At 71.0% G+C, this 13,430-nt stretch carries 12 protein-coding genes and 1 other RNA gene; 9 read left to right on the plus strand and 4 right to left on the minus strand.

Annotated elements, in window-relative coordinates:
- Positions 1–20 precede the first annotated feature (20 nt).
- The 3 genes from ACIWVC_RS18475 to prfB form a co-directional block, all read right to left on the minus strand.
- The gene (locus tag ACIWVC_RS18475; RefSeq protein ID WP_396448873.1) at positions 21–923 is read right to left on the minus strand and encodes a hypothetical protein; all 903 of its coding nucleotides are present in this window, start codon (positions 921–923) and stop codon (positions 21–23) included.
- A 152-nt stretch (positions 924–1,075) separates the two neighbouring features.
- A complete protein-coding gene (locus ACIWVC_RS18480; protein ID WP_396448874.1) occupies positions 1,076–2,050 on the minus strand; it encodes a hypothetical protein in 975 nt (324 codons plus the stop codon).
- Between the two features lie 161 nt (positions 2,051–2,211).
- Complete coding sequence (gene prfB, locus ACIWVC_RS18485) at positions 2,212–3,324, minus strand: peptide chain release factor 2 (protein WP_396448875.1); 1,113 nt, start codon at positions 3,322–3,324, stop codon at positions 2,212–2,214.
- 148 nt (positions 3,325–3,472) lie between these two features.
- Between prfB and ACIWVC_RS18490 the strand changes: the two genes are divergently transcribed.
- Positions 3,473–4,531 (plus strand): hypothetical protein, encoded by a 1,059-nt coding sequence (locus ACIWVC_RS18490; protein WP_396448876.1) that lies wholly within the window; start codon positions 3,473–3,475, stop codon positions 4,529–4,531.
- A gap of 25 nt (positions 4,532–4,556) precedes the next feature.
- Here the strand turns inward: ACIWVC_RS18490 and ACIWVC_RS18495 are convergent, their stop codons facing one another.
- Complete coding sequence (locus ACIWVC_RS18495; RefSeq protein WP_396448877.1) at positions 4,557–4,742, minus strand: hypothetical protein; 186 nt, start codon at positions 4,740–4,742, stop codon at positions 4,557–4,559.
- A gap of 411 nt (positions 4,743–5,153) precedes the next feature.
- Between ACIWVC_RS18495 and ftsE the strand changes: the two genes are divergently transcribed.
- The 8 genes from ftsE to ACIWVC_RS18535 all read left to right on the plus strand — a co-directional run bounded on the left by ftsE (position 5,154) and on the right by ACIWVC_RS18535 (position 13,379).
- Positions 5,154–5,843 carry a cell division ATP-binding protein FtsE gene (gene ftsE, locus ACIWVC_RS18500; RefSeq protein WP_021597771.1) on the plus strand — a complete coding sequence of 230 codons (690 nt, stop codon included), beginning with the start codon at positions 5,154–5,156 and terminating at the stop codon, positions 5,841–5,843.
- A 130-nt stretch (positions 5,844–5,973) separates the two neighbouring features.
- Entirely contained in the window at positions 5,974–6,879 is a 906-nt protein-coding gene (gene ftsX, locus ACIWVC_RS18505; protein ID WP_396448878.1) for a permease-like cell division protein FtsX, read from the plus strand.
- 92 nt (positions 6,880–6,971) lie between these two features.
- A complete protein-coding gene (locus ACIWVC_RS18510) occupies positions 6,972–8,171 on the plus strand; it encodes a S41 family peptidase (protein ID WP_396448879.1) in 1,200 nt (399 codons plus the stop codon).
- Between the two features lie 4 nt (positions 8,172–8,175).
- Positions 8,176–8,676, plus strand: a complete 501-nt coding sequence (gene smpB, locus ACIWVC_RS18515) for an SsrA-binding protein SmpB (RefSeq protein ID WP_396448880.1) — start codon at positions 8,176–8,178, stop codon at positions 8,674–8,676.
- 9 nt (positions 8,677–8,685) lie between these two features.
- Complete coding sequence (locus ACIWVC_RS18520; protein WP_396448881.1) at positions 8,686–10,626, plus strand: penicillin-binding transpeptidase domain-containing protein; 1,941 nt, start codon at positions 8,686–8,688, stop codon at positions 10,624–10,626.
- Between the two features lie 296 nt (positions 10,627–10,922).
- Positions 10,923–11,295, plus strand: a transfer-messenger RNA (tmRNA) gene (ssrA, locus tag ACIWVC_RS18525).
- A gap of 257 nt (positions 11,296–11,552) precedes the next feature.
- The gene (locus ACIWVC_RS18530) at positions 11,553–12,077 is read left to right on the plus strand and encodes a GNAT family N-acetyltransferase (protein ID WP_396448882.1); all 525 of its coding nucleotides are present in this window, start codon (positions 11,553–11,555) and stop codon (positions 12,075–12,077) included.
- 69 nt (positions 12,078–12,146) lie between these two features.
- Positions 12,147–13,379, plus strand: a complete 1,233-nt coding sequence (locus tag ACIWVC_RS18535; RefSeq protein ID WP_396448883.1) for an FxsB family cyclophane-forming radical SAM/SPASM peptide maturase — start codon at positions 12,147–12,149, stop codon at positions 13,377–13,379.
- Positions 13,380–13,430 lie beyond the last annotated feature (51 nt).

Consider the following 13,430-nt stretch of genomic DNA (forward strand, 5'->3'; position numbering starts at 1 on the left):
GGGGCGGGCGCCGGGTGCCTTCAGCGGGCGGCCGTCAGGGAGACCGACTCGCCGAGGACGCGGGCCTTGCCGGAGGGCGGCGCGTACCCGATGGCCAGCCACTGCCAGGACGTGCGAAGCGTCTTGCCCGGCTTGTCGTCGTTCTTGTCCAGGTAGTCGCGGACCTCCGCCGGAAGGGTGTCGTCCGCGCCGCCGGTGAGCGTCTGCTCCTGCTTCAGCCCGTACCAGACCAGCGACCCGCCGTCCTTGGTCCGCAGGGCGTAGGACGGGCCGGGGCCGGGCGTGAACCCGCCGGGCTCGGACGTCCAGTCGCCGATCTTCTTCGCCCGGGCGTTCCGCGAGTAGGCGTCGGGGACCACGGCGCTTTCGTCGCCGCTCGCGAGGTACTTCGCGTGCGCGGCCGGCAGGCCGCGGTCGGGCGCCGGCACCGCGTACCCCTCCTCGTCGTACGCGAGCTGCGGCGGCTGCCCCTGGAACGTCAGCCAGTGCGCGGCGCGCCAGCCGTCCCCCTTCTTCGCCTTCACGAAGACCCCGAGGATCTGCTGCTCCCCGCCGGCCGACCGCTCCAGCGCCGCGACGCCGAACCATTTGGGGAAACCGTCCAGGCGCGGCACGTAGAACACGGGGTTCGCCAGCGAGATCTCCGCCGTCTTGGGCAATTTCCCGTAGGTGTGCACCCGGGCGCCGACCGGGGCCTCCAGCGCACCCGTCACGGCCTCGCGCCACTGCCGCTCGTCACCCGAGGCGATGGCCTCGTTGTGCCGCGCCGTCCAGTCCTTGAGGACGTCGAGCGACTCGCCGGCCGTCACGGCGGGCTCGCCGCTCGGCTCCTTCGCGCCCGTCGCGGCGTCCGGCGCCGGCCTGGAGCACCCGGCCGCCGCGAGCAGGAGCGCGGCCACGGCCAGGTGACGCACACGGAGCACGGCCCACCTCAGCGGACGAGTTCGTCGGACTTGCCGCGCCAGTTTAGAGCTTCGCGGAAGCCCAGGCCGAGCCGCCGGGGGAGGTGACCCGCCGGGTGCCGGGCGGCCCGCGCAGCGGTCGGAAGGCGGGGCCGCCCGGCACCCGGCGGAGTTCAGGCGCCGTGCACGGCGACGGCCTTGCGGTACATGCCGCTGACCGCGGCGCGGCCCTTGGCGGGAACGGTGGCCAGGTACTGCACGAGGACGGTCGTGTCCATGCGCGTCTTGGCGGCCCTGGCCGGGGCGAGCCCGACGAGATCCCCGCTGACCGCCAGCCTGCCCCGTTTCGCCGCGGAGTACGCCTCGTTCTGCTTCAGGACGTACCAGACGACCGCCCCGCGGTCCTTGGTGCGCAGCGCGAACACCTGGTACGGCGCGGGGGAGAACCGGGACGACAGCGTGACGCCGCGGCCCGCCAGCGCCTGCTCGCCCTGTTTGAGCGCCTTGTAGGTCTCGTTGGTCTTCGCCCCGTCGGCCAGCAGCGCGGCGCCGGACGCGCGCGGACCGTCGGTGAGCAGCGCGGCGTGCGCCTGCGGCAGCTTCGCGGGCGCGACCGCGAGGTCCTTCGCGGCGGGGTCGACCGGTGCGGCGTACCCCTCCGGGTCGAGGGCGATCTCGCGCAGCGCCGGCGCGGACGGGTACGGGTCGGCCGCCAGCAGCCACGGCGCCCCCGCCTTGGCCTGCGTGAACAGCATCGCGTGCCGCACGGCCCGGTCGCCCTCGCCGGTGACGGTGTCGGCCGCGAACCAGTGCGGGTAGCCGGTGAGCCGCGGGATGTAGAACGCGGTGTCGCTGAAGGCCAGCTTCGGCGGGCGCCGCCGGACGGCCCGCCGGAGCTTCAGCGCGGCCGCGTCCATCGACAGCTGCGGGTCGGCCTCGACCGCGCGCAGCGCCTTGCCGCTGAGCCGCCTCCCCGCGCGGTTCGCTCCGTGCGCGTAGGACGCGAGCACCTGCTGCGCCTGCGCCGCGGTCAGCGCGGGCGCCCCCCTGGGCTTCGCCGCCTCGGCGGCGGAGCCGCCGGAGCAGCCCGCGGCGAGCGCCGCGGCGAGCAGGCCGGGCAGGAGGATCGGAACGAGTGTGCGTGCCATGAGGCCCCCGAATGGCGACGGTGATCCGGACCACGCGCCATCCTCGCAGAGTGACCGCGCAGTCACTCTGCGAATGCGGAACTCTGTGGAAGGTCACCTGCGGCCGCCGTGGGTCGGGCACGGGTCGGGCCGGGGGCCGGGCGGCGGTCAGGCCGAGGGGGTCAGGAGGCCGTCTCCCGCTGCCGCATCCAGCGGATCTCGGCCTCGATGAACTCGTCGATGTCGCCGTCCAGCACCGCGGAGGGGTTGCCTGCCTCGACGCCGGTGCGCAGGTCCTTGACGATCTGGTACGGGTGCAGCACGTAGTTGCGGATCTGCGTGCCCCAGCTGCTCGTCCCCTCGCCGCGCAGCTCGGACATCTTCTCCGCCTCCTCCTGGCGCTTGCGCTCCAGGAGCTTGGCCTGCAGGACGTTCATGGCCGTGGCCTTGTTCTGCAGCTGGCTGCGCTCGTTCTGGCAGGACACGACGATCCCGGTCGGGATGTGGGTGATCCGCACCGCCGAGTCGGTCGTGTTGACGCCCTGGCCGCCCGGCCCGGACGACCGGTACACGTCCACCCGCAGGTCGTTCTCGTCGATGTCGACGTGGTCGCTCTGCTCGACCACGGGGACGACGTCCAGGCCGGCGAACGACGTCTGCCGGCGGCCCTGGTTGTCGAACGGGGAGATCCGCACCAGCCGGTGCGTGCCGTGCTCGCCGCGCAGCGTCCCGTACGCGTAGGGGGCCTTCACCGTGAACGTGGTCGACTTGATCCCGGCCTCTTCGGCGTAGGACGTCTCGTAGACCTCGGTGGGGTAGCCGTGCCGCTCGGCCCAGCGCAGGTACATCCGCTGGAGCTGCTCGGCCCAGTCGGCCGCGTCGACGCCCCCGGCCTGCGCGTTGATGGTGATCAGCGCCTCGCGCGAGTCGTACTCGCCCGACATGAGCGTGCGCACTTCCAGCTGCTGGATGGCCTTGTGCAGCGCCGCGAGCTCCTCGTCGGCCTCGGCCCGGGTGTCGGCGTCGTCCATCTCGCGGGCCAGCTCGTACAGCGTGGCGGCGTCGTCCAGCCGCTGGCGCAGGCCCTCGACCCGGTTCAGCTCGCTCTCGAGGTGCGAGAGGCGCCGGGTCACCGATTGGGCGCGCTCCTGGTCGCTCCACAGGTCGGGGTCGGCCGACTGCTCGCGCAGCTCGGCGATGTCGCGGCGCATGCCGTCGAGGTCCAGCACCTGCTCGATGCTGGTGAGCGTCGCGCCGAGCTCCTTGAGCTGCTCTTCCGGATCCATGGCTGCCACGCTCCGAGCTTATCGCCGTCCCGGCAGTGCTCATCGCCGTCCCGACGCCGCCTGGTCGCGGGGGCAATATCATGTGGATGGCAGAATCACGGGCCGAGGAGGTCGGCCGAGGACGGCCGGCATTGATACCGGTCCGGGGGACGGGTCTTTGCACAGGTTCCTGCGGGTGATCGCGGTCGCGGTGCCGCTCATCCTGGCGCTCACGGCCGCGGGCTGCGCCGAGGGCGAGTCGCGGGCGCGGCCCACCGTCAGCGTGCCCGAGACGTCGCCGCCCGCCCCGGTGCCGCTGACCCCGGACGTCGCGGAGCAGGCGTTCCGCACCTATGTCACCGACGAGGACGTGGCCCGCGCCGCCGGCGACGAGCGGCTGGCGCTCACCTGGACGTCCGACGGCCAGTCCCAGCTCACCGCCGCCGAGTTCCGCAAGGCCGCCTACGACGGCGACCCCGTGCGGCGGTTCGCCTACGGCGAGCCGAAGCTGTACGTGCCGAAACTGAAGGACGGCACCTACCCGCAGTGGTTCGTGGTGTCGGTCGAGCGCTCGGTGATGGGCAAGCCCAAGAGCGAGCACAGGGTGCTGATGGCGTTCGTCCTGCGCGGGCAGTCCGACCGCTGGAAGCTCACCCTCGCCACGGAGCTCCAGAAGAAGGCCAAGGAGCCGAAGGTCGCGATCGGCGACGACGGGTACGCGGAGGCGCTCAGCACCGACGACACGTCCCTGCTGATCCGCCCCCGCGACGTCGGCGGGATCCAGGCGACGATCGCCGCGGAAGGCGGCGGCAGCGTCGCCGCCAAGGTGATGAAGTCGAGCGACGTGACGACCGGCTTCTACCGGGACGACAAGCGCGCGAAGAAGAAGGCCAAGAAGAAGGACCTCAAGCTCCAGGTCGTCTACACGGCGACGCCGTTCCCCTACTTCGGGCTGCGGACGGAGAGCGGCGGCGGCCTCGTCATCTACTCGCTGTTCCGCAACACCGCGCTGGCCGGCGAAGACCCGGACGCCCCCAAGCCGGAGATCCCCGAGGACGCCGAGCACCTCCTGGACGGGACGGTCGAGGGCAACGAGGTCGACACGACCACGACGCTGCACTTCGCCGCCTACGACCCGCCGAAGGCGAAGAAGGGCAGGGCGCAGGCCAAGGCGCACATGATCGCCGACGCCGGCGCGGTCACCAAGGCCGCGACGCCCCCGCTCAAGAAGCCCTGACGGGCCGCGGGCCCGGCGGTACCGCTCAGCCGTACATGCGGCGCAGGACGAGCGCGGCGAACAGCAGGGCGACCAGCGCGGCCAGGACGAGCGCGGGCGGGATGGACGGACCGTGCCGGTGCATCTCCGACCGGGCGGCCCGGCACGAGGGGCAGCGCCCTTCGACCACCGGGTTCGAGCAGTGAGCGCAGATCAGGTGTTCGCAGCTCATGTCGTGGGCCCCAATCTCCCGGATCGGCGTGCGGGTCCGTGCGGGGAAGCGTCCGCTTCTTCGGTGTCCGTCCACTTATTAGGTATCTTTCGCCATCATCCAGCGTAGCCGGACTGTATGGTCGTTCCGGCAAGTCCGGGACCTGGACGGTAGGAATACGGCCGGACGTCGGGAGACGGATCACATGGCACTGATCGGACGGAACGCACCGATCGGGCTGAGTGACGCCCTCGAAAGCCCGTACCGCGCCGAGTGGGACGAGGTAGTTCCCGGTCCCCTCTACACTGCTCGAAGGCTCCGCGTCCCACCCGGTCGTGAAGCCGGGCGGCGCAGGCAAGTGCTCACGGACGCGTCCGTGGCCGCGGGCCGGGCCGCTCCCCAACCCCTACAGCGAACCGCCGTGATGCAGCCGTGATCCATTTCGACAACGTCACCAAGGTCTACCCGAGCCAGAACCGGCCCGCCCTGCAGCATGTGAACGTCGCCATCGAGAAGGGCGAGTTCCTGTTCCTGGTGGGTCCGTCCGGCTCCGGCAAGTCGACCTTCCTGCGCCTCATCCTGAAGGAGGAGCGTCCTTCCCAGGGTCACGTGCACGTGGCGGGCAAGGACCTGAGCAGGCTCAGCAACTGGAAGGTGCCGCACCTGCGCCGCAGGATCGGCTGCGTCTTCCAGGACTTCCGCCTCCTGCCCAACAAGAACGTCTTCGAGAACGTCGCGTTCGCCCTCGAGGTGATCGGCAAGCCGCGGCGCTTCATCGGCAAGGTCGTCCCCGAGGTCATCGACCTGGTCGGCCTGGAGGGCAAGGCCCACCGGATGCCGGACGAGCTGTCCGGCGGCGAGCAGCAGCGCGTCGCGATCGCGCGGGCGTTCGTCAACCGGCCGATGATCCTGCTGGCGGACGAGCCCACCGGGAACATCGACCCGGCCACCTCGATCGGCATCATGAAGGTTCTGGACCGCATCAACCGGACCGGCACCACCGTCGTCATGGCCACCCACGACGCCGCGATCGTCGACGCGTTCCGCAAGCGCGTCGTCGAGCTGGAGGACGGCCGCGTCGTCCGCGACCAGTCCCGCGGCGTGTACGGCCAGGCGTACTGACCATCTGAACCAACGATTCCCGCCGGGGCGTACGACAGCCAGAAGGCGGGGACCGCCCGCATCGGGCCGCGTTTCCTCGTGAGGCCGCCCGGGCCCCGGGCGGACCAAAGGCGATCAAGGACAGCGAGGCATGCGCGTACAGTTCGTTCTCCAGGAGATCTGGATCGGTCTCCGCAGGAACATGACGATGACGATCTCCCTCGTCATCACCGTCGCCATCGCCATGGCGCTCTTCGGCACCGGGCTGCTCCTGCGGCAGCAGGTCGACGCGTCCAAGAGCTACTGGTACGACAAGATCGAGGTCTCGATCTTCCTGTGCGCCAAGACGAGCTCCAACCCCAGCTGCCAGAAGCAGGACGTCACCGACCAGCAGCGGCAGACGCTCAAGGCGAGCCTGGAGAAGATGCCGCAGGTCTCCAACGTCGAGTACGAGAACAAGCAGCAGGCGTACGAGCGGTTCAAGGACCGCTTCTCCGGCTCGCCGGGCTTCGTGGAGAGCACCCGCGAGGGCGACATCCCCGACTCGTTCCGGGTCAAGCTGCGCAACCCCGAGGAGTACAAGGCGGTCGCGCAGGCGATGCTCGGCCAGCCCGGCGTCGACACGGTGATCAACGAGCAGGAGATCCTGAAGCGGTTCTTCCGGATCCTGAACGGCCTGCAGGTGGCCGCGCTGACGATCGCGCTGATCCAGGTGATCGCCGCGGTGATGCTGGTCGGCAACACCGTCCGGCTGTCGGCGTTCAACCGGCGCCGCGAGACCGGCATCATGCGGCTGGTCGGCGCGTCCAACACCTACATCCAGATGCCGTTCATCCTGGAGGGCGCCATCGCCGGCCTGATCGGCGGCATGTTCGCCTCGATCCTGCTGGTCTTCAGCAAGAAACTGCTGATCGACCGATTGGCCGGGGACGTCCAGCTGGTCAGCCAGCTCGGCTGGAGCACGGTGATAGCCGTCATCATCGTGTCGATCTGCTTCGGTGTGCTGCTCTGCGCCGTCGCATCGTTCCTGACGCTGCGCAGATACCTGAAGATCTGACGTGCTGAGCCGATCCGGGCGGAGTGCCCGGTCCGGGCGGTCCGTCCGCCCTACACTTGCCGCATGTCCAGGTCCGCGTCGCCCCTGAACCCGTGCCTCCGCTGAGGAGGCGGCCGGGACGGACGCTGCGCGGGCTGGCCGTCGCGGCGGCGATCGTCTGCGCCTACGCCCTCGGGGTGGTGAGCGGTTCCGGCTCGCAGCGGCACACGGCCGTCGCGGGCGGCGGGTCCGTGCTGGACGAGGCCGCGACGGAGATCGGCCGCCGGGCCGCGAGACCGGTCGGCCGCGGCGAGCTCGACCGGGCCGCCATAGAAGGCATGCTGCGCGGCCTCGGCGACAAGTGGGCGCACTACTACCCGGCCCATGAGTACGACGACGTCGAAGGGCGGCTGACCGGCCGCTACAGCGGCGTCGGGCTGTGGCTCGGCGGCTCGGGCGCCGGAGGCCGCGTGCTGGTCGCCAGCGTCCAGCCGGGAACGCCCGCAGCGCGCGCCGGAGTCCGCGCCGGGGACGCGGTCACCGCCGTCGGGGGCAGGTCCGTCGCCGGCTGGAACATGTCGCGCGTGGCGGAGGCGCTGCGCGGACGTCCCGACGAGTCCGTCGAACTGACCGTCGAGCGCGGCCGTCGAACCAAGCGGTTCCATCTCGTCCGCACACCGGTCCCCGGGGGAGACGTCACCGTGACCGATCTTCCGGAGCACGCGCGCCTGATCCGCGTCGGCGCCTTCACGCACGGGACGGGAGGGGAGGTCCGCGCCGCCGTCACCGGGCGGTCGCCGTCCGGCAGGCCGTCCGGCGGCGTCCTGCTGGATCTGCGCGGCAACCCCGGCGGGCTGCTGGACGAGGCGGTCGAGACGGCGTCGTCCTTCCTCTCCTCCGGCCCGGTCGTCACCTATGAGCCGCGCGGCAGGCCGGCGCAGCGGCGGACGGTCACCTCGCCCGGCGACCCGGACGTCCCGCTCGTGGTGCTCGTCGACGCCGGCACCGCGAGCGCCGCGGAGATCGTCGCGGGTTCCCTGCGCGACCGGGACCGCGCGGTGATCGTAGGATCGCGTACATACGGGAAGGGCTCGGTCCAGGAGCCGATCGAGCTCGCCGACGGGTCGGTCATCGAGCTGACCGTCGGTCGCTACCGCACCCCGGGCGGCCGTAACCTCGACGGGGTCGGGATCGAGCCGGACGTGGCGGTGTCCGCCGACCGCCCGCCGGAGGCGGCCGAGCGGCGCGCCCGGACGGTGCTGCGCGGCCTCCACGCGACCGTGCTCGACAGACGAACGCCGGACAAGGACTGAGGACGTGGCACGGGACACCGGGCGCAAGAAGGACAAGAAGGACACCGGGCGGAAGCTCATCGCCCAGAACAAGCGCGCCCGCTACGACTACCACATCGACGACACGTGGGAGGCGGGCATGGTGCTGATGGGCACCGAGGTCAAGGCGCTCCGCGCCGGGCGCGCCTCCCTCGTCGACGGCTACGCGCACGTGATGGACGGGGAGGTGTGGCTGGAGAACGTCCACATCCCCGAGTACACCCAGGGCACCTGGACGAACCACGCGCCCCGCCGGCGCCGCAAGCTGCTGCTGCACAAGCGCGAGATCCAGAAGATCATCGCCAAGTCGTCCGAGCCGGGCTGGACGCTGATCCCGCTCTCCCTGTACTTCAAGGACGGCAAGGCCAAGGTCGAGATCGGCCTCGCTCGTGGTAAGAAGTCCTACGACAAGCGCCAGGCCATCGCCAAGCGGGAAGCCGACCGCGAGATGCAGAAAGCGGCGGCGGCCCGGTTCAGGAGACGGTGAAGGGTGTCGATGAAGAACCGAGGCCGGCGGGGCGGACCGCCCAGGATCCCCCGGCGGGCGATCGCCGTCGCGGGCGGCGCCCTGATCGCCTGCGGCGCCGTCGGCGCGAGCATGATGCCGGGCGCCCTCGCCGAGCCGTCCGCGATGCCGGCCGTCCGCGACTTCCTGATCGCCTGGCAGGTCGGCAACTACGAGGCGGCCGCCGCGCGCACGACCGGCGCCGACAAGGAGGAGGTCGCCGACGCCCTCGCCCGCGTCCGCCAGCAGCTCGACGCGGCGTCGCTGCGGCTGTCCCTCGGCACCGAGGTGGAGGGCAGCGACGTCGACCAGATCGTCAAGAAGGGCGACGAGGCCGACGCGCGCTTCACCGTCAAGATCGACCTCGGTGAGAACGGCCAGCCGTGGGAGTACCCCGGCCTCATGCACCTGCGGCGCGTCGGCGGCGAGTGGAAGGTCGTCTGGAGCCCGTCCATCATCAACACCAAGCTGAAGCCGGGGCAGCGGCTCGCCGTGGTGACCGAGGTGCCGAAGCGCGCCCCCATCACCGACACGCGGGGCCGCCCCGTGCTGCGCGAGGTCGGCGCCTACAACGTCGGCGTGTACCCCGGCCAGCTCGCCGACCCGCAGAAGACGCTGGAGCAGCTCGCCAAGCAGGCCAAGATGGACGGCGGGCGCCGCCTCGACGCCGAACGCCTCCTCGGCCGCGTCCGGTCCGCCCCGCCGCAGGACTTCCTGCCCCTGCTGACCCTCCAGGTGCCCGCGCACAACGCGCTCGTCCGGCGGCTCAACGCCATCCCGGGCCTGCAGCTCCGCCAGATCCGGGCGCCGATCGCGCCCGCCTACGCGCCGGAGCTCATCGGCGAACTCGGCCCCGCCACCGCCGACCGGCTCCAGCAGGTCGGCGCCCCGTACCAGCCGGGCGACACGATCGGGGTCAGCGGCATCCAGCTGCTGCAGCAGCGCCGCCTCGCCGGAACCCCCACCGTCCGCGTCGTCGCGCAGGACGAGACGGGCAAGAACACCGAGGAGCTGCGCTCCTGGCCGGGCCAGGAGCCGAAGGGCGTCCAGACCACCCTCGACCCCGCCTACCAGGCCCGCGCCGACTTCACGCTCCGGGCGCTGCCGTACCCGGCGTCCATGGTGGTGGTGCGGCCGAGCACCGGCGAGGTCCTCGCCGTGTCCAACCACGGGACGAACGGCGAGAACCGCGCCTTCGAGGGCCACTACCCGCCCGGCCTGACGTTCGGGATCGTGTCCGCGGAGGCCCTGTTCTCCCAGGCCGGCCTGGACGACGGCACCAAGACCACCTGCCCGGGCACCGTCACCGTCGGCGGCAAGACGTTCGCGAACCGGGCGGGCGGCGAGGGCTCCCTCGCCAACGCGTTCGCCGCGTCGTGCAAGACGTCCCTCGCGCAGCTCAGCGGCAAGCTCGACGCGCAGGCCCTCGTCCGGGAGGCCGCCCAGTTCGGCATCGGCAAGGACTGGGGCCTCATCGTCCCCGCGTTCACCGGTTCCGTGCCCACCCCCGCCAACGACGGCGAGAAGGCCGCCACGATGGTCGGCGAGAGCGGCGTCGAGGTGAGCCCCCTCGCCATGGCCCTCGTGGCCGCCGCCGCGCAGAACGGCACCTGGAAGCCCCCGTACGTCCTCAAGGACCAGGACATCACGAAGACCGTCCAGGCGCCGGCGCCGCAGTCCCTGCAGTCGGAGTCGATCGCCAGCCTGAAGCGCGTCCTGAACCGCACCGCGACCCGCGGCAACGCGAAGTCCGCCCGCGTCTCCGGCGACGTCGTCGGCGTCGCCGCCCTCGCCACCTACGTGCGCGGCGGCGACAACAAGACCGTCTCCTGGTTCGTCGGCTCCGCCGGCGACCGCGCCTTCGCCATCGCCGTCGAAGGCCGCGTCAACACCGCCAAGCTCGCCGCCAAGTTCCTGACCGGCCACTCCTGATTTGAGAATCTCTTTACACGCCGGACGCAACCATCCGCCCGCCCCCGGACGTCATTACGGGTGACTGAGACACCGCTTGGGGGGTTGCGGACTCAGTCGCCGTGATGAGACCAGAGCCTCGTCTCGGGGGAGGCTCTGCCGTCCGGACCGGCCCGACCCTGCCGGTCGACCCCGGTGGGCACCGCGCCCACCGGGGCTCACGGTCGTCTGCGGGGATTAACGTTGCCCGCGGGCGCGTTACCCTAGTAACGTCATCGTGCGGACGTCCTCGGACGCCCGCTTTGACAACTGAACATGGGGGTGACCGGCTTCGACTTCGGTCGTTCGAGCCAGGGGAAGCGGGTCGAGGGTTGCTGTCGTGACCTCGTAAATCCTGTGACAGCAAACAAATAACTGCCAACAAGAAGCAGTCCGAGTTCGCCCTCGCCGCCTGAGCGAGGAGCGAACTCTGTCAGCCCGGGAGCGTCTCCGGCCCGGGACCTGGCATCGTAAGGAGACTCCACCTACCGACCCGGTCGCGGGGCCGGTAGGGAAACCCAACAGCGACTGAGCCCGTCGGCGACACGCCTGCGTGAGCGCCGGGGCTGAGAAAACGCCAAGCAGGCTGCACCCGGAGAAGCCCTGACTCATCACCGAAGGACGCGGGTTCGATTCCCGCCACCTCCACTCTGGACGACGTGTGTTCGGCGACCGCCGAGCACACGTCGTTTTGTTATGCCATCCGAAAGGCGCCCCTAGCCCCCGACGCAGGGACTCCGCCCCCGCCTTCTCCCGGCTGAGCCCATCGCCCACCCTGCGGCAACAACGCGGCGAGGCCACAGCAGACACCGGAACCCGTATGCCGGGTCCACGTCCGGGACAGCTGGTCGCGGTGCTCTCGGCGGTGGGCGTGCTGGCCGGGGTCGGATAGGCGCTAGATTTCGCGGGTGAGCGTGTTGGGGGTGGGCACCCGCGTGGCGGTCCGGCAGGTCCGGCCGGACGACGAGGCGCGGTTCATCGAACTGGCGCGCGCCAGCGCCGTGTTCCACCGGCCGTGGGTCAAGCTGCCCGAGTCGTCGGCGCACTTCGCGGACTATCTGGCGCGGTTCGACCAGGTCTCCGCGGTGGGGATGGTCATCTGCCTGCGCGAGGGCGGAGATCTCGTCGGGACCGTCAACATCAACGGGATCGTCCGCGGGTGCTACCAGCGCGGCATGATCGGGTATGCGGCCTTCCTGCCCTACGCGGGGCGGGGATACATGAGCGAAGGGGTCGGGCTCGCGGTCGCGTACGCCTTCGAGGAACTGGGGCTGCACCGGGTGGAGGCGGACATCCAGCCGGAGAACGTCGCGTCCGTCAAGCTTGTCCGGCGGCTCGGGTTCCGCAAGGAGGGGTTCTCGCCGCAGTTCATCAAGATCGACGGGGTGTGGCGGGACCACGAGCGGTGGGCCCGTACGGCCGATCATGTTTAGCGATCTTGCAAACCAGACATATCAGTACGGAATGGCTCCGGGTCGTTGATCTCAGCGGGAGGCCGGCAGGTGGGCGTCCGCAGCGGCGAACCCGGCACGGAGTGGCCCAGCGGCTTGGACGTGCGCGGTCTCCTGGAAAGCGGGTGGCGGCCCACGCCGATCCGCGACTTCATCCTCAAGGTGCACAGCCGCTGCAACCTGGCGTGCGACTACTGCTACATGTACGAGATGGCCGACCAGGGATGGCGGCGGCAGCCGCGGCGGATGTCGCGGCAGGTCCTCGAATGGACGGCGCAGCGCATCGCCGAGCATGCCCGGACGAACCTGTTATCGAAGGTCGAGGTCGTCCTGCACGGCGGGGAGCCGCTGCTCGCCGGTGTGGAGCATCTGCGACATGCGATCGAAGTCCTGTTGGCTGCTTGCGAGCCGGATGTGCGCGTCGGCTTCAGTGTGCAGACCAACGGCGTCCTGCTCGATGAGCTGTTCCTCGATCTCTTCGCCGAGTACGACGTCTCGGTGGGCGTGAGCGTGGACGGTGACGAAGAGGGGCATGACCGGCACCGGCGCCGCGCCGACGGCCGCGGCAGCTACCGTGCGGTGCGGGACGGGCTTGAGAGCCTCACCCGGCCGCGGTACCGGCATCTGTTCGGCGGCCTGCTGAGCACGGTCGAACTGCGCAACGACCCGATCGCCACCTACGAGTCGCTGCTGTCCTTCGGGCCGCCCGGCATGGACTTCCTGCTGCCGCACGGGAACTGGGACACGCCCCCGCCGGGACGTCCGCCGGACGAGTCGACGCCCTACGGGGACTGGCTCATCGCCATCTTCGACCGCTGGTACGGCGGGGAGGCCGCGGAGGTGCGGATCCGGTTGTTCAGCGAGATCATCCGGTTGTTGTTCGGCCGGATGTCGGCGAGCGAGGCAGTCGGGTTGTCCCCGGTGGCCGTGGCCGTCGTCGAGACCAATGGCGAGATCGAGCAGGTCGACTCGCTGAAGTCCGCCTATGAAGGGGCCGCCGGTACGCGGCTGCACGTTTCCCGCGACCCGTTCGACGCCGTCCTGTCGCTGCCGTCGGTCGCGGCGCGGCAGATCGGTCGGCGGGCGCTGTCGGAGCAGTGCCTGGCCTGCCCGGCGCACGAGGTCTGCGGAGGCGGTCTCTACCCGCACCGGTACCGGTCGGGCACCGGGTTCCGCAATCCCTCGGTCTACTGCCGTGACCTGTTCAAACTGATCAGCCACATCCGGGACGTGATCGGCCGCGAACTGGCCGCCGAGCCCGTGGGCGCGGCGGGCCGGGTCTAGATCGGCGGCGGGTCGAAGTCGGCGTCCAGCCGGCGTCCCTCCAGGAAGACC

The sequence above is a fragment of the Actinomadura sp. genome, assembly GCF_044508335.1.
GTDB lineage: Bacteria > Actinomycetota > Actinomycetes > Streptosporangiales > Streptosporangiaceae > Spirillospora.